Annotated in this window: 13 protein-coding genes, 3 tRNA genes and 1 rRNA gene (1 of these 17 running past the window's edge); 15 read left to right on the top strand and 2 right to left on the bottom strand. The window is 35.9% G+C overall.

Going from position 1 to position 18,152, the window contains the following annotated elements; genetic code table 11:
- The 3 genes from rrf to IGJ18_RS10890 form a co-directional block, all read left to right on the top strand.
- Nucleotides 1–102, top strand: a 5S ribosomal RNA gene (gene rrf, locus IGJ18_RS10900) (it extends 14 nt beyond the left edge of the window).
- A gap of 65 nt (nt 103–167) precedes the next feature.
- A tRNA-Asn gene (locus IGJ18_RS10895) sits at nt 168–241 on the top strand.
- A gap of 249 nt (nt 242–490) precedes the next feature.
- Nucleotides 491–841 (top strand): iron-sulfur cluster biosynthesis family protein, encoded by a 351-nt coding sequence (locus IGJ18_RS10890; protein ID WP_438843314.1) that lies wholly within the window; start codon nt 491–493, stop codon nt 839–841.
- Between the two features lie 459 nt (nt 842–1,300).
- Here the strand turns inward: IGJ18_RS10890 and IGJ18_RS10885 are convergent.
- A tRNA-Thr gene (locus IGJ18_RS10885) sits at nt 1,301–1,373 on the bottom strand.
- 207 nt (nt 1,374–1,580) lie between these two features.
- On the opposite strand from IGJ18_RS10885, the gene IGJ18_RS10880 reads away from it, so the two are divergent.
- From IGJ18_RS10880 to IGJ18_RS10865, 4 genes are all read left to right on the top strand, one after another.
- A tRNA-Asn gene (locus tag IGJ18_RS10880) sits at nt 1,581–1,654 on the top strand.
- Nucleotides 1,655–1,839: 185 nt separating this feature from the next.
- Nucleotides 1,840–3,168: an aminopeptidase C gene (locus IGJ18_RS10875; protein WP_010718740.1), complete on the top strand. Its 1,329-nt coding sequence runs from the start codon at nt 1,840–1,842 to the stop codon at nt 3,166–3,168.
- A gap of 282 nt (nt 3,169–3,450) precedes the next feature.
- Nucleotides 3,451–4,284, top strand: coding sequence for a fructosamine kinase family protein (locus IGJ18_RS10870; protein ID WP_411244869.1), 834 nt, complete (start codon nt 3,451–3,453; stop codon nt 4,282–4,284).
- A gap of 15 nt (nt 4,285–4,299) precedes the next feature.
- Nucleotides 4,300–5,037: an acyl-ACP thioesterase domain-containing protein gene (locus IGJ18_RS10865; protein WP_034698929.1), complete on the top strand. Its 738-nt coding sequence runs from the start codon at nt 4,300–4,302 to the stop codon at nt 5,035–5,037.
- Between the two features lie 495 nt (nt 5,038–5,532).
- On the opposite strand, the gene IGJ18_RS10860 is transcribed toward IGJ18_RS10865, so the two are convergent.
- Entirely contained in the window at nt 5,533–6,501 is a 969-nt protein-coding gene (locus tag IGJ18_RS10860; RefSeq protein ID WP_010718737.1) for an asparaginase, read from the bottom strand.
- Nucleotides 6,502–6,656: 155 nt separating this feature from the next.
- Between IGJ18_RS10860 and IGJ18_RS10855 the strand changes: the two genes are divergently transcribed.
- The 8 genes from IGJ18_RS10855 (at nt 6,657) to IGJ18_RS10820 (ending at nt 18,067) form a co-directional block, all read left to right on the top strand.
- Nucleotides 6,657–7,490: a DUF72 domain-containing protein gene (locus IGJ18_RS10855; protein WP_311817233.1), complete on the top strand. Its 834-nt coding sequence runs from the start codon at nt 6,657–6,659 to the stop codon at nt 7,488–7,490.
- A gap of 14 nt (nt 7,491–7,504) precedes the next feature.
- Nucleotides 7,505–8,344 carry a Cof-type HAD-IIB family hydrolase gene (locus tag IGJ18_RS10850; protein ID WP_010738072.1) on the top strand — a complete coding sequence of 280 codons (840 nt, stop codon included), beginning with the start codon at nt 7,505–7,507 and terminating at the stop codon, nt 8,342–8,344.
- Nucleotides 8,345–8,408: 64 nt separating this feature from the next.
- Entirely contained in the window at nt 8,409–8,939 is a 531-nt protein-coding gene (locus IGJ18_RS10845; RefSeq protein ID WP_311817234.1) for an HAD family hydrolase, read from the top strand.
- Between the two features lie 222 nt (nt 8,940–9,161).
- Nucleotides 9,162–10,883, top strand: a complete 1,722-nt coding sequence (locus IGJ18_RS10840; RefSeq protein WP_010718733.1) for a septation ring formation regulator EzrA — start codon at nt 9,162–9,164, stop codon at nt 10,881–10,883.
- A 155-nt stretch (nt 10,884–11,038) separates the two neighbouring features.
- The gene (locus IGJ18_RS10835) at nt 11,039–12,181 is read left to right on the top strand and encodes a cysteine desulfurase family protein (protein WP_207426795.1); all 1,143 of its coding nucleotides are present in this window, start codon (nt 11,039–11,041) and stop codon (nt 12,179–12,181) included.
- A gap of 18 nt (nt 12,182–12,199) precedes the next feature.
- Nucleotides 12,200–13,411, top strand: a complete 1,212-nt coding sequence (thiI, locus tag IGJ18_RS10830) for a tRNA uracil 4-sulfurtransferase ThiI (RefSeq protein ID WP_010718731.1) — start codon at nt 12,200–12,202, stop codon at nt 13,409–13,411.
- Nucleotides 13,412–13,636: 225 nt separating this feature from the next.
- Nucleotides 13,637–14,284, top strand: coding sequence for a redox-sensing transcriptional repressor Rex (locus IGJ18_RS10825; RefSeq protein WP_438843313.1), 648 nt, complete (start codon nt 13,637–13,639; stop codon nt 14,282–14,284).
- A gap of 423 nt (nt 14,285–14,707) precedes the next feature.
- Nucleotides 14,708–18,067: a hypothetical protein gene (locus IGJ18_RS10820; RefSeq protein ID WP_438843312.1), complete on the top strand. Its 3,360-nt coding sequence runs from the start codon at nt 14,708–14,710 to the stop codon at nt 18,065–18,067.
- Nucleotides 18,068–18,152: the final 85 nt, after the last annotated feature.

The following is an 18,152-nucleotide window of genomic DNA, read 5'->3' as shown; positions in this document are numbered from 1 at the left end:
CGAGAAGGATACACCTGTAACCATGCCGAACACAGAAGTTAAGCTTCTTAGCGCCGATTGTAGTGAGGGGTTGCCCCTTGTGAGAGTAGGACGTCGCCACGCGGTTTATATAAACCCCATAAGTTTATCTTATGTGTGTGTTCGTTGTAAAAAACGAACAAGGTGATTCCGGCATAGCTCAGTTGGTAGTAGCGCATGACTGTTAATCATGATGTCGTAGGTTCGAGTCCTACTGCCGGAGTATTTAGACACGATAGAATTTCTATCGTGTTTTTTTGTCTTTATATATTTTGGTCACAGTATAAGACTAGTTAATTTATCAGTGCGATTGAACAATAGTTTTTTCTTAATGGATGCGATTAGACTGGTATTTCAAAAGATAACTTTTAACAAAAGGAATAGTTTAGGCGGGAACTGAGCAGATGGTTCGCTTCATAGAAAGAAACGTGCTAGCATCGTAAGGTAATGAGAGTTGGAGGTGGAAGGTAATATGTATTTAAAAATCTCTGAAAAAGCGCAGGAAAGATTAGAAAAGTATATCCAAGAAGGTGCCCCCATCATTCTTGACCTAGATGATGGTGTGGGTAAGTATTCTAAGATGGGTGTGTGTTCGTTAGATACGAGCTTCCGTCTATTGTTATTAGCTAGCAAACAAGAGAAAACAGACTATCCAATGAAGATTGACAGTGATATGGGAGCCATTTATATCAAAGACTATTCAAAAATGTACATGGATGAAACGATGACGTTAACTTTAGACCCCCGTTTAAATAGTTTTAAACTTGAATCCCCTAGTGGAACTTTGGATAACCAAGTCCCTCTAGTTGATTTACGCCCTTAAAGACATGCAGTTGTGACAGCAGTGTTTAGCACTGAGAAATAAGCTGGAGAATCCAAAAATAGTTCTTCTTATTTTTTGGATTCTCCAGCTTATTTTCGATACTACTTGGAACATCGTAGATCAGAGGATGCGAAAAGAGCGTTCTGATCTGAGCGCTCACTAAGTAGAAACTGCGATGAGTAATTGCAGGGCCAATAAGGATGGGGATCTTGAAACAGCTTCTCATATTATGAAAAATTCAGGCTTATTGCAAGGAGTGGTTGATTGAACACTGTTTACTCGTTATTAGAGTAAACGTAAGATTTATATCTAAGGCTCTAGTCCTTTACGTTTATTTACAACTATCTATTCATTACAGCTTAGTTTTGTTAGCTATAAAATCATATAGTATTTAAAAAAATGAAGATAAAAAAACAACGTAACCTTATTGTTAAAACAACAGGTTACGTTATCTAAGTAAGCCACTTGCCGGGCTTGAACCGGCGACCTCTTCCTTACCATGGAAGCGCTCTACCAACTGAGCTAAAGCGGCATGATTTCTTAATACAAGTAATAGAATAACGAAAATAATCAATTTTGTCAATATCTAAAACAAAAAAAATTTGGTTTCATAGGATGATCATTCTAAATTGTATAAATAACAAATTTTGGGCAGTGATTTTTGTGAAAAAACAAAAAAATATGTAAAAAAAGTATTGCGTTATTTAAGATAAATTGATATTATATACATGTACTTGATTCCGGCATAGCTCAGTTGGTAGTAGCGCATGACTGTTAATCATGATGTCGTAGGTTCGAGTCCTACTGCCGGAGTACTTCAACCACAGCCTCTAAGCTGTGGTTTTTTTGTTATTCTCAAAAACTTTTGAGAATAACAAAAAAGGGTTGTCGTGAGGGGGATTCAGTCGATTTGTTGTAACGATTAAAAGTGAGTCGTTGTATTTCAAACCACTTAAGGGTAGAATTAAAGATATATTTTTGATTGGAAGGATGATTGGATGAAAGCTATTACACCTGAAATGACGAAAAAATTTGCAAAAGGTTTTGAAGAAAACAACAAGCAACAAGCTCTACAAAGAGCGGTAGTAAAAAATGGGATCACCGCTTCTGCTGAAAATGTGGCTGCCCATGTGTCTAATACACCGGTTTTTTCAATTGATTTATCAACGGGAAAGGTTTCAAATCAGAAACAATCTGGTCGTTGCTGGATGTTTGCAGCATTAAATACTTTCCGACATAAATTGCTCAATCAATTCCATTTGAAAGAATTTGAATTATCACAAAACTATACGTTTTTCTGGGACAAATATGAAAAAGCTAATTATTTTTATGAAAATATTATCGCAACAGGGAATGATGCCTTAGATAGCCGAAAAGTAGCCTTTTTATTAACAACCCCACAACAAGATGGCGGACAATGGGATATGATCGTTTCCCTCTTCCAGAAATATGGTGTAGTTCCTAAATCTGTTATGCCAGAAAGTGCAAATAGTTCAAATTCACGAGATTTAAATAATTACTTGAATAAATTGTTGCGTAAAGATGCGACGGTCTTACGTGAAATGATTGCCGGTGGTGAAACTGCTGAAGCGATTCAAGCAAAAAAAGAGGAAATGCTAGAAGGAATCTATCAATTTTTAGCCATCTCCTTAGGAACACCACCAAAAGAATTTGATTTTGAATACCGTGACGAAGAAAACAATTATCATATTGACCAACAGCTTACACCTCAACTCTTTTATGATAAATATATTGGTGTAAAACTAGATGATTACGTTAGTATCATCAATGCACCGACAAAAGACAAACCTTTTGATCGTTCTTACACTGTAGAAATGTTAGGTAATGTGGTTGGCGGGAAAGAAGTTCGTTATTTGAACGTAGATATGTCAACGTTTAAACAGTTGGCTATTGCCCAACTGGAACAAGGAGAGTCTGTTTGGTTTGGTTGTGATGTCGGACAATCTTCAACTAGAGATAGTGGGGTCATGGCACTGGATGTTTACGACATGGATGACTTATTCGATGTAGATTTTACGATGACTAAAGCACAACGTTTAGATTATGGTGAAAGCTTAATGACCCACGCGATGGTATTGACGGGAGTCGATCTTGTTGATGGGAAATCAACGAAATGGAAAGTCGAAAATAGCTGGGGAGAAAAAGTTGGCAATAAAGGATTTTTTGTAATGAGTGACGATTGGATGAACGAATACACGTATCAAATCGTTGTTCGCAAAGATTTGTTGTCGAAAGAGCAACTCCAAGCCTTCAATGAAGAACCAATCGTTTTAGCTCCTTGGGATCCAATGGGCGCATTGGCTTAAAAAACTGATTCTACTCAAAGTATGAAGAAAATAGACGAATTGGTGTCTCAGATTACTGAAAAAGAAAGTAAATGAGGGATTGAAAGAAAGACGAGGTTAGTCTTCGAAATTAGTAGGGTTGCTAATTTTGAAAGAAGCCTCTCTTTTTTTGTCTATAAATATGAGCAATGGACTTTTACTGTTGAACAAAGAGTTACTAGACTCATTTTCTTTGTTTTAGATTCTTTGTGATATAATGATAGCTAACAAATAGGTTGGAAAAGCATGTAAGGAGGAGTAGAGATGAATATTCAGTCGGTGTTAGCAGAAATCCAATTAGAAGGCAAAGTGATACCTATCACTGGTGGGGACGTTAATCAAACGTATCGAATTGAAGAGCAAAATAAATCATATTTCTTAAAGCTTCATCCTAATATTGGAAAGTCTTTTTTTGAAGCGGAAGTGGATGGGTTAAAAGAACTAGCTCCCTACGTTCGAGTACCTGAAACTTACATGCTGGGTGAACAAAAAGATGGTGCCTATCTTTTGATGGAATGGATCGAACCTGGCAAAGGAAATCAAAAAGATCTAGCCGTTTCTTTGGCGAAATTGCACAAGGTAACCGCTCCTCAATTTGGGTATCGAAAGGATAACTATTTAGGGACCGTTCCGCAATTCAATCATGTGGAAGAAGATTGGTGGCTTTTCTTCTTCAAAAATCGTCTAGAAAGTCAAATTGCTTTGGCACAAAAAAACAACCATTGGAATCAAAACCGCCAAGAAACATTTATTTCTTTTAAGCAATACGTGTTAGAAAACTTTAGTGATAAAAAGATTGTCCCTAGCCTCTTGCATGGCGACTTGTGGAGTGGTAATGTGTTCTTTGATCAGCAAGGAGAACCAGTCTTCGTTGATCCAGCCGTTTCTTACGGTGATCGTGAGCAGGACATAGCTATGAGCCAGCTATTTGGTGGGTTTCGTCCAGAGTTTTTACAAAGTTATCAAATGGTCTATCCTTTGGAAAAAAATTGGGAAAAACGATTGCCGATTTACCAGTTATATTATTTGTTAGCCCATCTAAATATGTTTGGGGAAAGTTATGGTTCACAAGTGGATCAATTATTAGCGAAAAGATAAGAGGAGGGTGTTTTTTTGGCAAAGAGATATACAAAAAAACATGAAGTTTCATATTATGAATGTGACATTAATCAGACCATGACATTTCCATCAATGTTAGGAATCGTGATCAAGACATCGGAAGATCAAAGTGATGCGCTTGATCGTGGCAGTAAATTTGTCAATAGTTTTGGACTGACTTGGGTCATTACCAATTATTCAATGACAATCACTCGTTTGCCAAAAGTAGGAGAGACGATTTCTATAACAACACAAGCCATGGAGTACAATAAATTCTTTTGTTATCGTAATTTTTGGATTCATGATGAAGAAGGCACAGAACTGGTGAAAATAGAATCAGTTTTTGTATTAATGGATTTTGTGAATCGGAAAATGAGTAGCGTCAATGAAGAAATTATTGCGCCGTTTGAAAGCGAAAAAATCAAAAAAATCAAACGGCAAGAAAAAATAGAAAAGATTGAATCGGGCACGATGTTACCTTATCGCGTGCGTTTCTATGATATCGATAGTAACCAACATGTGAACAATGCCATGTATTTCAACTGGATTATTGATGTCTTAGGCTATGATTTCTTGACGACACATGTACCAGAAAAAGTTTTGATCCGTTTTGACAAAGAAGTGGAATATGGCAATGAAATTGAAAGTCATTATGAACAAGTAGAGATGGAACATGGTGTGAAAACAAGACATGAAATCAGAATGCAAGAACAACTCTATTGTGAAGCAAATATCACTTGGAAAAATAAATAAACTGCTAATAGCAAACGATGTTCCAATCGGAAAGAGGTTGTCGCAGAAGTGTCTAGCTCTGGGAAATAAGCAGGAACAACAAGGGAAAAAAGGGACTGAGACAAAAGTTGTCTCAGTCTCTTCTAGTATCTCTAAAAACGAATAAACGGTGAGACAAAAGTAGCATCTTCGGAAATAAGCCGAAATTTACCAAAAATTTGAGAAGCAATTTTCGGAAATTCCTTCTTATTTCTTGATGCTGAACACTTTTGTCTCAACCTCTTTTTTGATTGATTGCCGAAGTGCTGAATAATAAAGAATTCTTTAGGTGTTCATACTTTTGGACATTCTAACATGGAAATAAGACTTTTGGATATCCAGTAATAGGTAAGGATCGATAACCTTCCATGATTGAAAAAAGAATGCGCAAAATTGGTTCAATTGCTAAACGAACACTGGATTTTTTTAGAACGGAATTTTAATGTCAGGAATTTTTGTATGTGATTTAGCTATAACTTATTGAGTAATAAACGAAATCAATGATTGATCTTTTAACCCGTGATTCAAGGCAATTAGTAGTTTGATGCGAGCTTTTTGGCTATTGATGCTATTACAAAAAATAATCCCCATGTTTGCTAGTTCTTTTCCGCCACCCTCGTAGTCATAAACAGGTTCTGCTATCCCATTAAAACACCGGGAAACTAAGACCACTGGGATTTTTTGTACTAATAATTTTTTCAAAGCTGTTACAGCTTGTGGTGGTAAATTGCCAGCTCCTAAAGCTTCGATCACTAGGCCATCTACTTTGGTATGGGCGATAGCTTCTAATAGATCACCTTGCATCCCCGCATAAGCCTTAACGATTGGGATCGTACCATTGACTGAAGTGATATCTAAGCGTGTAGTTTCTAGTAATTCTTGCATAAATAAGATCCGATGTTTTGTTACTAGACCAATTGGACCTAATGTGGGTGTACGAAAAGTGGCAACATTTGTTGTGTGGGTTTTGGTCACGTAACGCGCGGAGTGGATCTCATCGTTCATTACGACCAATACACCTTTTCCATTTGCTTCCTTACAACTAGCGACTCGAATAGCACTCTCGAAATTGTACAGCCCATCGCTCCCTAATTCGTTGCTAGATCGCATAGCGCCAGTTAGTACGATCGGCAGTTTATCTCCAATCGTCGTGTCTAAGAAAAAGGCGGTTTCTTCTAACGTATCTGTTCCATGAGTGATTACAACACCGTCAAACCCCAAATGATAGGCTTCATTAATCCGATTTTTTAAAATTAACATATGTTTAGGCATGATATGAGGTGAAGGAAGATTAAAGATATCTTCTATTACTAAATCAACATCTTCTGGAATTTCAATTTCAGCATCTAGCAAAGGATTCACAACATCAGGACTCACTCCACCAGTTAAAAGATTTTCTCTCATGGCAATCGTTCCGCCAGTGTGTAAAATTAGAATTTTTTTCATTTTTTTTCGGACTTCCTTACATATAATTTTGCATAGGCTTTAACGCTTATTGTATACTATATGAAAGAGTTTTGCTATCCGTGGCATTGAGCAATGAGTAGTAAATCTCACTATACATAGTTGATTTTTGGATGGAAAAGCAAAGGTGGCTTGAAATGATACGAATCGGATTAACCTCATTTAAAGAACATGATAAATTGACTGGAAAAAAGAATAACACACTTTATGAGTATGCTAGATATTTGCCATTAGTGGAGCTTGATACAGCTTACTATGGAATCCCAAGACGAACTTCGGTAGAAAAATGGGTGCAAGAGGTTCCAAATGATTTTCGTTTTGTTGTTAAGGCGTATCAAGGGATTAGTGGTCAAGGAGACTGGGAAAAATATTATCAAACAGAAGAAGAAATGATTGCTAAATTTCTGGAAGTAATGAAACCAATGAGTGATGCGAACAAGCTTTTTTGTTTTTTAGTCCAATTTCCAGCTTCCTTTAAATGCACCAAGGAAAGTGTACAATACCTACGTAAGCTTCGAAAATGGTTTGCTGGCTATCCGGTAGCAATCGAACTTCGGGACTTTTCGTGGTACAGTGAGGAATTCGTTGAGCGCACGAGAAGCTTCATGACTCGAGCAGAATTTTCTTTGGCAGTAATTGATGAACCACAGTTGTTAAACACAACAGTTCCTTTTGACCCATTCATCACGAATCCAGACTTTGCTCTTTTCAGGTTTCACGGAAGAAATGCTCAAGGTTGGCAGGCCAATGATAAAGATTGGCGTAAAAAAAGAACTCTTTATCGCTATTCTGAGCAGGAACTGAGTGAACTAGCAACTGCTATTGACTCTGTTAGCTCAAAAACGAAAGAAATCGGAATTATCTTTAACAACAATTCTGGTGGAGATGCTGCAGAAAATGCGTTAGCTTTACAAAAAATATTAAAAATAAAACCGGAAGGCTTAAACCCACAACAAATGGATTTATTTTAGAGAGGGAGCGTTGAATGATCAAAGCAATTTTTTTTGATATTGATGGCACATTAGTCAACGACCGTTCAAAAGCACTTGCTTCGACTAAACGTGCGATTAGCTATGCTAGAAAAAATGGGATATTGTGTGGTGTAGCAACTGGGCGGAGTCCAGTTAAAATCAAAGAAGTGATTGATGAATTGGAATTAGATATGTATGTTGTCTATAATGGACAATTGGTATTTACTGCCGAACGAACGATTGTAGATCAACCATTTGATCAAGTCGTTTTAAGTAAGATCGTGGAATATGCTGATAAGAACCATCGCCAGATCATTTTTGGTGGAAGAGATCAACTAGCTGGTTCGACCACGATGCTATTAGGACAGTCGATTTTAATCAAACGTTTAGTTAGTTTATTACCAAAAAAATTTCCCGTTCGATTGATGAAAAAAGGACTGCAAATGTTTAGCCCACATCGGCAGAAAAAGCGATATGAAGCACTGGAGATTCTTGATGAGCCAATTTACCAATGCATTTTATTGAGTCAGGAATCAGAACAAGAAAAATTAGAAGAGCGGTTTCCGGAGTGCAGCTTTCAACGGTCCAATGCGTATACCGTTGATATCATTCCAAAAGGTGGCTCAAAGCTTTCAGGAATTGCAGCCTTTGCCAAAGACATGGGGATCGAAATGACCGAGATCATGGCATTTGGTGATCATTATAACGACATTGAGATGCTGGAAGGTGTCGGAATCGGGGTTGCTATGGGGAATGCTCAAAAAGAAGTTAAGCAAGCTGCTGATTATGTGACGGATACCAATGAAAAAGACGGAATTTATCAAGGACTGAAGCATTATGGTTTGATTTACTAAAATAGTTGATAGACTAGACTTCAGTAAAAATGTTAAGAGAAGTAAGAAAAGAAGGTAGAAAAAGATGTCTGAGAAAACACCCTTTCAACAAGTAGAGGAGTTTCATGAAATTTTTGACCCTCGTTCACCTGATGTACCGACTGCATTTTCGAAACAAGCAGCCATTTATCGTGCAGAATTTAAAATCGAAGAATTAGTCGAATTGATTGCGGCCAATTGTCAGGGAGATCAGGAACAATTACACGAAGGAGTAACAGCTCTTCACGAAGCATTAGAGAAAGCAGAACAAAAAATGTTGACTAAAAAAGAATGGGGACAAGCACCTTTGATCGAGCAAGTCGATGCTTTAACCGATCTTTTATATTTTACTTATGGTTCTTTTTCATTATTGGGTGTTGATCCTACGAAGATATTTGAGATCGTTCACCAAGCAAACATGGGGAAATTATTCCCAGATGGTAAACCACATTATCATCCGGTCACGAATAAGGTATTAAAACCTGATAACTGGGAAGAGCAGTGTGCCCCTGAACCTAAGATCGCCAAAGAAATTCAACGGCAAATCGCCCAAGCGACTCGAAAGAAACAGTCTTGAATAGACGAAACAAACCAAAATAAACCGGCGTTTCATACTGGTTATGCTATTTTCTAGGTAGGAATAAAAGATTTTCGATGAAGTTAGTGAATGCTTAAAAATTGTGTGTTATAATTTACAATAGATGTCTTTTGCACGGAAGACGTATTTATTGTTTTATGCACACAAATTATTTAACTAAGCATAAAAAATAGATGCATATTGAAAACGGAGGTACCTTAAATGGGAAATAATGTTATCATCGGAATCGTCATAGCAATCATTATAGTCGCCCTAGTCGTCTTTTTGGTTAGTTACTATATGAAGAAAAAAAACCAAGATCGATTGGACGCCTTGGAAAAGCGCAAGGAAGAATTATTCGACTTGCCTGTGATTGAAGAAGTCGATGATGTTAAAAAAATGCATCTGGTGGGGCAAAGCCAAAATACCTTTCGTGAATGGAGTCAAAAATGGAATGACATATCCACTTCCTCGTTTGCTGAGTTAGAAAGTCAAATTTTTGAAGTAGAAAATCTTAATGAGAGTTTCCGATTTTTAAAAGGTAAAAAAGCTGTGATCGAAGCAGAAAAAACCATGGACCAAATGGAAAAGAAAGTTTCTGAGATTCGTGATGGACTAAAAGAGTTACGTGAAACAGAAGAACGTAATTCACTAGCGGTTCAGCAAGCTTTGGATGTCTATGAAGAACTGAAAGAAACAATCAGAGAAGATGAGCAAGAATACGGTCCTGCGTTTCCTGAATTACAAAAGCAAGTCAAGATGATCGAAAATGAATTCACGCAATTTGTTGCATTGAATACTTCAGGTGATCCTGTTGAAGCTCGAGAAGTTTTGGATAAAGCAGAAAAACATACGTATGAAGTTGAAGCTTTGATGAAAAAAGTTCCGCCGCTATTTGAAGATTTGAACACTACTTTCCCAGAACAACTGGAAGAAATCCAGCAAACTTATGAAAAATTGATGCAGGAACAATATGTTTTCCCAGAAGAAGATCTTGTTGGTGAGATTGAAAAAGTAAGCCATCGTATTGAAAGTTCATTAGCAAATCTTGAAAAAACAGAAGTTGAAACGGTTGAATTCGAGAATCGTGAAACTGCTAGTATGATTGATTCGCTCTACGACATTCTAGAGCGGGAAATGGAAGCCCAAAATTATGTCACAACCAATCAAGCAACCATTGAACAATACATCAAACATGCCACAAAAAACAATCGTCAATTATTGATTGAGTTAGATCATACTGCTCAAAGTTATGCGTTGAATCATAATGAAATTGGTCGAGTACGCGGATTCCAAACAGAAGTGGAAGAAATTGAACGTCAAAACGAACAGATGAAACCACAAATCCAGCAACACTTGCTACCATATTCTGAAGTACGGACTTTCTATAAAAAAGTATTCAAAGTTTTAGAAGATATCGAAAACCAACAAGTTGAAATCGATGACTCACTACACGAGTTAAGAAAAGGTGAAAAAGAAGCGCAAGAAAAAATCGATACTTTCGAATTTAAATTGCGTAATTTGAAACGTTTTGTGGAACAACAACGTTTGCCTGGTCTACCAAATGATTATTTAGAATTTTTCTTTGTGGCAACTGATCGGATTGAAGAGCTAAGTATCGTGCTAAATAAAATCAGAGTCAATATGGAAGAAGTCAATCGCTTAGTTACGTTATGTGAAGAAGATTTAGACTTACTTGATAAGAAAACGCATGATTTAGTGGATGCTGCAGCACTGACAGAACAAATGCTACAGTATGCAAATCGTTATCGCCACACACATGAAGAAATCAGAGAAGCAATTGATAAAAGTTATTACTTATTCAATAAGGAACATCATTATCAAGAAGCTTTGGACGAGATCGGTACAGCACTCGAACGTGTTGAACCTGGTGCTTTCAAGCGAATTGAAGATTTTTATTTTAAGAATCCTGATTTAGTTTAATAAAACTAACTAAAAAGGCAACACTGGTCAATCCACCAAGTGTTGTCTTTTTTCGTGTTCAATTACACGAAACTTTCTGAAAAAACAACCTCCTCTTGAAAGCAATTGGGACAACCGTTATAATAGTAAAGAATTTCAAAAAAGAGGGGTTTCTTATGATATATTTTGATAATAGTGCGACAACCCCAATCTTTCCGCAAAGTTTAGATGCCTATATAAAGACAAGTCAGCGGATTATTGGGAATCCGTCAAGTTTGCATGATTTAGGCAATCAAGCAAACCGTTTGTTACAACAAGCTAGAAAACAAATTGCTGAGCTGATCACTGTTACTCCAGATGAAATTTATTTTACTTCTGGTGGGACAGAAGGCGATAATTGGGTACTTAAAGGGACGATGATTGAAAAACGTGAATATGGAAACCACATGATCATCTCTGGGATAGAACATCCTGCTGTAAGTGAAACAGCTGAACAACTTAAATCTCTAGGGGTAGAAGTTAGTATAGCGCCAGTAAATAATCAAGGATTTGTCATTGTTGATGAATTGAAGAAACTAATTCGTAAAGACACGGTATTGGTTTCAATCATGGCAGTCAATAACGAAATTGGATCAATCCAACCAATTTTAGAAATCAGTGAGTTGCTAAAAGAATACCCTAAAATCCATTTTCATGTGGATGCTGTGCAAGCAATCGGAAAAGTTTCTTTATCTGAATGGCTGACCGAAAGAGTTGATTTTGCGACGTTTTCAGCTCATAAATTTCATGGACCACGTGGTATAGGTTTTATTTATTGGAAGAAGGGACGACGTTTAGCACCGCTTCTTAATGGTGGTGGCCAAGAAAAAAATCAACGAAGTGGAACAGAAAATGTTCCTGCGATTGTCGCAATGGCGAAAGCCTTACGAATTGCACTGGATCGAAAACTTCAAAAGCCAGATCACACCAAACATTTAAAAGAGGCATTGATCAACGCTTTGAAAGTCTATGAAAAAGTGACTATTTTTTCAGAGGGAGAAGATTATGCACCACATATCTTATGTTTTTCACTCAAAGGGATTCGAGGAGAAGTCCTTGTTCATGCGTTAGAAGAAAAACAAATATTTATTTCTACAACTAGTGCTTGTTCTTCTCGTAAACACCTTGCAAGTAGCACGTTGCATGCCATGCATGTGCCTGATGATTTAGCTACGTCAGCTGTTCGCATTAGTTTAGATGAAAGTAATTCTATGGCAGAAGTAGAACAATTTATGATCATTTTTAAACAATTATATAAGAAATTTTCAACCATCAATTAATCAATAAGGAGTGTTTTTGTGAAATATAGTGAAATCATGGTCCGCTATGGTGAACTGTCAACAAAAGGAAAAAACCGTAAAAGTTTTATTATGCAACTTGCTCAAAATGTTCGTCAAGCATTGAGTGATTTTCCCGAAATCAAGATCCATGCTGATCGTGACCGGATGCACCTACTGTTAAATGGTGCTGATAGTGCGTTAGTTATACCTAAATTGGCTAAAATTTTCGGTATCCAAAATTTCTCACCAAGTATTCGAATCGAAAAAGATGTTCAAAAGTTAAAAGATGCAGTTCAAGCTATCATGAAAGAAGTCTATACAGGAAAAGAAACCTTTAAAATTATTGCGAAACGTAGTGACCACGACTTTGAATTAACAAGTAATGAATTAAATCAAACGTTAGGAAATGCGGTGGTAGATATCTTCCCTGATATAGAAGCACAAATGCGTAAACCAGATATTCCACTACGGGTAGAAATCCGTCGAGATGCTGCTTACCTATCCTATGAAACGATTAAAGGAGCAGGCGGATTGCCAGTGGGAACGAGTGGTAAAGGCATGTTGATGTTGTCTGGTGGGATCGATTCACCTGTGGCTGGTTATTTTGCCATGAAGCGTGGTGTCGAAATTGAAGCGGTCCACTTTGCTAGTCCACCTTACACGAGTGAGCAGGCATTACAAAAAGCAAAAGATTTAACAGCAAAATTGACTCCTTATGTCGGTAAAATCGAGTTTATCGAGGTACCGTTTACTGAGATCCAAGAAGAAATCAAGAAAAACATTCCGCAAGGGTACTGGATGACGATTACTCGACGGATGATGCTGCGATTAACGGATGAGATCCGCCGATTACGCCATGGGTTGATTATCCTTAATGGGGAGTCTTTAGGACAAGTAGCTTCCCAGACCTTACAAAGCATGGTTGCTATCAATGAAGTAACGAATACGCCTATCATTCGTCCAGTTGCTACGATGGATAAATTAGAAATCATTGAAGTAGCTGAACAAATCGATACCTTTGAGCTTTCAGTCCAACCATTTGAAGATTGCTGTACGATTTTTGCCCCACCTCAACCAAAGACCCGACCACGACTTGATAAAGTTCATCAATACGAAGAACGTTTACCAATCGAAGAAATGATCGAACGAGCTCTTTCTGGTTTAAAAATGGAAACGATCCATACAGCTACCGAAGCTGAACAAGTAGAAGAATTTGCTGATTTGTTATAAGAGTCTTGAAATTATCGTGAGCTTTGACAAGAATAAGAAAGTAGATTGAACCGTTTTTTTATGTTTAATAAAACATACTTTAAAAACATTACTTTTTATTTGTTCTTACACTTATTTAAGAGTCTGGGATCAATCCCAGACTCTTTTTTATGTTCCCTACTGTTGCTCTAAGAGAGGATAAATGATAAACTGACTATGTGAAGAAATTAACAAAGGAGTTTGAAGATGGGAGAAAAAATAGCGATTTTACCAAAAGCAACAGCTAAAAGACTACCTTTATATTTACGTTATTTAAAAATGCTCAATGATTCAGGTGTGAAGCGGATTAAATCAAATGAATTTAGTCAAATCACCCAAGTACCTTCTGCGTCGATCCGTAGAGATTTTTCATATTTAGGGGAGTTGGGGCGCAGTGGCTATGGTTATGAAGTGCCTTATCTGATCGAAGTATTTGATCGGATCTTAAAGACGGAAGAGGAAAAACGAATTGCCTTAGTTGGGTATGGGAATCTAGGGAAAGCTTTAAAGCACAATAATTTTAGAAGAAATGAAAATTTGAATATCGTCTGTGTATTTGACAATGACCCTAAAATCGTCAACCAAGAAATCGATGGTCAATTTATTTATCCAATCGAACAGTTTGGCGAAATCGTCAAAAAAGAAAAAGTAACAGTTGCGATTTCAACGGTTCCAAGTAAACACTCCCAGTCAGCAATCGATGAAATTGTGAAAGGTGGCGTATCAGCGATCTTAAACTTTGCTCCTGACCGAGTGATCGTACCCAAGCATGTGAATATTCAATACATTGATTTGACGACAGAATTGCAAACGCTTATATTTTTTAACGAGAAATATTCAGAAGTTTTTTTATGACAATCCATAGTTTTAGCGCTTAGAGCCAATGTTTCTAAGCGTTTTTTTATAACGCATGTTTATATCTATTTTTGTTTGTTTACAATCATAATACTGATATAATAGCTTTCAGTTCATTGTATCATCGTATGCAGGGATTATAAAATAACTGGTTTTTTTGAAAGAAGAAACCTTTTTTTAGGAGTGAATGACAGTAATAAAGATGAATGCAATGGATAGAATCACTGTTGTAAGAAAAAAGTTAATCTGAAGGAGGCGGTTATGAAACAAGTTGGAGTAAAAAATACTAATGAAGTTTAAGATTTGATTGAATGTACATAAAAGGAACAATCCTTAATTCTTATGATTCAGGCTAGATATGAATGTCTAGCAAAACAGACAAGCCACGGATGCTATAACAAAAAAATGTAAAGGATGGTAAAAATGAATCAAGAGAAGGTAAAAAATACAATTCTTATGGAAATGGAACGGTTTTCGGACAAAACAAGTGAAGGATACCACCAAATGAAAGCAGTGTTGAATAAATTCCCTTACAAAATAACTGCAGACTATCAGCAATTACTGGATACATTAAGAGGGGGGACGGCAATTAACAGATTTGAAACTCTTGATGAGCTGATAATGATGCTGAAACAAGAGAGAGTAATAACGAGAGAGATCGTGGAATCTTGTCTCTATTTTCAACAAAATTCTGATAATGTAATAAATCAGATTCATCTTTTTGATCTTCTAATGGTTCCAACTAGAAATCTGACAGAACAGCTCAACTTATTAACATCTTTAACTAATAGTTTATCTGTGGATGGTGATAAATTTTTTCATGAGAATGTTTTGTTTAGTATTAATAAAATAAAATTATCGACAGATGAAATCGAGAAAAAAATTAAAGAGATATGTATAGAATTACAATATGGCATGGACTCAGCTAAAGTCAAAGAGGATATTTTAGCTCGTACATTTGAACTATTAAACGAGGGCAGTGTAAAATACCAACAATTAGTCAATATGGAGCTAGATTATGAAGAAGGATGTAGAGAAATCGTAATTGATGGATTTTTTGAAACGATGAATAGATCTTCTAAGAATAATGAGTATAAATGGTTTTTTGACTTTTTGAGAGATGATAAAATAATTTCTAAACTTCTCCAAAGAAAGAATTTATCAGAAGCTGAAAAAAAAACATATATTTCTATAGCTACAAATCATAGTGATTCGCCGTTTATTGGTAATAGCATTCCATATTTTAAAAAAATAAATTTAGAAGAAAGTACCATAATCACAAAAAAAAGAATCCTTGATCAAGAGCTCGTTTATTTGATTGCTAAAGAAGTAACCCCAGAGTTGGCTGTAAAATATGATGAAATATTAAGAGGAGAAGAACAAGGAACAGTTGAGGTGATGACACAAATTTATGTTGAGTCTCAGTCCACATTAGTAAAAGAGTCTGTTAGGCAACATGTCAATACTTCCTTCAAAGAAACGGACCGTTTAGAATTTTATAAAAAAAGTATCATCGAAAAACTAAAAAAAGAAAATCGATCAGATTTAGGGGATCAATTAGAAGATTTATTGAATAGTGGGGCAAAAATAGACCGATTTGATAGATTCTATAGATTATTGAATTCTCCAGAGTCAAAAAAACAGTTATCCTATTTAGGGAGACTTGTTTTTGGTGAAAATCAATGGCACAAATTTGAAACAGTTCAGGCATTTAAAGAAGAATTAAAGGAGACAGAAGCAAAAAAAAATAGTTCCTTATCGGAAATGATGAAAAAAGATCTGAGTGAAATCGAAAATCAGCGACACATGAATGGACTTCGATCAATTGATAATAAACTGGCGAACAATGACTATCTCAAACAATTAAAACCCGAGCAGATCGCAACGATTATGCTTCAGTTAAAAGTTAATTACCCAAACTGGACGGAAAAAAACTTTGAACAAGTCAATAATCAATTAAGCACTTATTTAAATGAAGAGGATAAGATTCAAACAAACAAAATTTTGAATGAAAAAGAAGTGATCTTAAGAATATCCGCAATAAGCATGGAAATGGGAGAAAAAGCACAAACTATAATACTTGCCCCTATTGATAAAATAAAAGGTCTTGATATAGTGGGGGAAGTAAGAAAAGATTTAAAAAAACAAAAAGTAGATTACCTTTTTCCTATAATACTGGAAACGATTAATCATACACTAAGTGAAGAAGGAATTGATTGTTCGAATCGTTCGGATAGGGAAAAAGCATTAAATCTATTACAAGATTATCAGACAAAAAAAGAAATACTTCCAAAAATCGAAGAAGCACTCCAGCAAAAAAAGGAGGGAGAGACTTTATCAACAGTCATTTATTCTGTAATGAGTAGAGAATGGGGAAATTCAAGTGATGTAACTGATTTAAAAAAAAGGTTTGGGGATGACGGAGAAGGACTATTAAAGGAAACCAAGGACCTTTCACAAGCTGAGTCTCTCCTTCAATCAATTAAAGAAGCACTTCGTTCACAAAATATTAATTTTACTGAATCGGATGTCATCAATTGGACGGAAAAATGTTTATCAATGGATGAAAAAAAGCGGCAAAGTGAATCCCAAGTTGTAATAAATAAGATTAAAAATAGTTTATTGAAGATAAAAAATAAAAAAAATACAAAACAAGTCAGAGTCAATAAAGTAATTGAGACGTTTCAAAAAGATTTAAATAATAAAAAAGAAGAAATTAAAAAACAAATGAAATATAGTGTGATTGAGGTGTACGAATTTAGAGATGATCGACTTAGTATAGAGGAGCAATTTTCAAATATCCTTAATCAAAAAAAAGAGATACAACATTTTATACATACATATCCCAAATTAAAAAGTGTCATTGACGAGTGTAGCAAACAAATTCCTTTAGTTTCTGTTGATCTTAAGAAGGTAACGATTAATGAAGTTGAGAGTAACAATAATAAATATTTTAAAAATCTTAATAAGGTGCTGACTCCATTCGAAAGGGAGTGGTGGCAACAGGAAAGCGATAAGATTAAGCAGTTTATAAATACTTACGTAAGTCCGAAAAACCTATTAGTGTCTGATGTGAATCGACAGATTGAAGAATTACTAATCAAGGATGAGCATTGTTGTTCCCAGGTTGTTTTGTCTTTCTTGGTATATTCATCTGGTGTATTTAAAAATATAAATCCTAAATACACGGCAGGGTATCTTAATAAAGACTCAGAATACCAACAGAATCGATGGAAAATTAAAAGACTAGTTGAGAGTTTCGAGAAATTACACTCACATAGACAGGAAATGAAGCAACTTAAAGAACTGAATATAGATGTTGAACCAACTCCAATGCCTCAGGGAACAAGTAATCAGTCTCTAATAAGTAATTCAGTAAAGGAACCAGAGAGAAAAAAGGAACAACCTAAAGAAAAGTCTGAAGGTATTGAACCAACATTAACACCTCTCGGAATCAGTAATCACTCTCTAACAGATAAACAAACCAAAACGCCCCTTGTAATAAAAAATCAAACATTCGAGGAGCAAATGAATCAGTCTACAAATGTGGCTGATAGTCTAAATCAAGAGAAGTCCGCTGGTATTCAACCAACACCAATTCCCAAGGAAATCAGGGATCAATCTCTAACAAATAAATCACCTCAAACGGCTAATAGTCACCCTGTAATAAAAATTCAAACACTAGAGGAGCGAATGAATCAGTCTACAAATAAGGCTAATAATCTAAATGAGATGAAGGAAGCAGGAAAAAATCAGTCTTCTGTAAGAGAGTTAAAAAATTAATTTGAACAGTCACGTTCTGAATAAGCAAACATTGTCACTACTGCTTATTGTTTAGTCAATTCTTTATAATAGGCGAATCATAAGC

Source organism: Enterococcus sp. AZ078, from assembly GCF_051714985.1.
Classification (GTDB): Bacteria; Bacillota; Bacilli; order Lactobacillales; family Enterococcaceae; genus Enterococcus_B; species Enterococcus_B hirae.
The sequence above is the reverse complement of the archived record's forward strand: the minus strand, read 5'-3'. Positions and strand labels throughout refer to the sequence as shown.

Bases quoted from the DNA above. Each gene is read 5' to 3' on its own strand.
- IGJ18_RS10820 (WP_438843312.1), top strand. From the start codon at position 14,708: ATGAATCAAGAGAAGGTAAAAAATACAATTCTTATGGAAATGGAACGG.
- IGJ18_RS10870 (WP_411244869.1), top strand. From the start codon at position 3,451: ATGAATATTCAGTCGGTGTTAGCAGAAATCCAATTAGAAGGCAAAGTG.
- IGJ18_RS10825 (WP_438843313.1), top strand. From the start codon at position 13,637: ATGGGAGAAAAAATAGCGATTTTACCAAAAGCAACAGCTAAAAGACTA.
- IGJ18_RS10875 (WP_010718740.1), top strand. From the start codon at position 1,840: ATGAAAGCTATTACACCTGAAATGACGAAAAAATTTGCAAAAGGTTTT.
- IGJ18_RS10840 (WP_010718733.1), top strand. From the start codon at position 9,162: ATGGGAAATAATGTTATCATCGGAATCGTCATAGCAATCATTATAGTC.
- IGJ18_RS10845 (WP_311817234.1), top strand. From the start codon at position 8,409: ATGTCTGAGAAAACACCCTTTCAACAAGTAGAGGAGTTTCATGAAATT.
- IGJ18_RS10890 (WP_438843314.1), top strand. From the start codon at position 491: ATGTATTTAAAAATCTCTGAAAAAGCGCAGGAAAGATTAGAAAAGTAT.
- IGJ18_RS10860 (WP_010718737.1), bottom strand. From the start codon at position 6,501: ATGAAAAAAATTCTAATTTTACACACTGGCGGAACGATTGCCATGAGA.
- IGJ18_RS10835 (WP_207426795.1), top strand. From the start codon at position 11,039: ATGATATATTTTGATAATAGTGCGACAACCCCAATCTTTCCGCAAAGT.
- IGJ18_RS10855 (WP_311817233.1), top strand. From the start codon at position 6,657: ATGATACGAATCGGATTAACCTCATTTAAAGAACATGATAAATTGACT.
- IGJ18_RS10850 (WP_010738072.1), top strand. From the start codon at position 7,505: ATGATCAAAGCAATTTTTTTTGATATTGATGGCACATTAGTCAACGAC.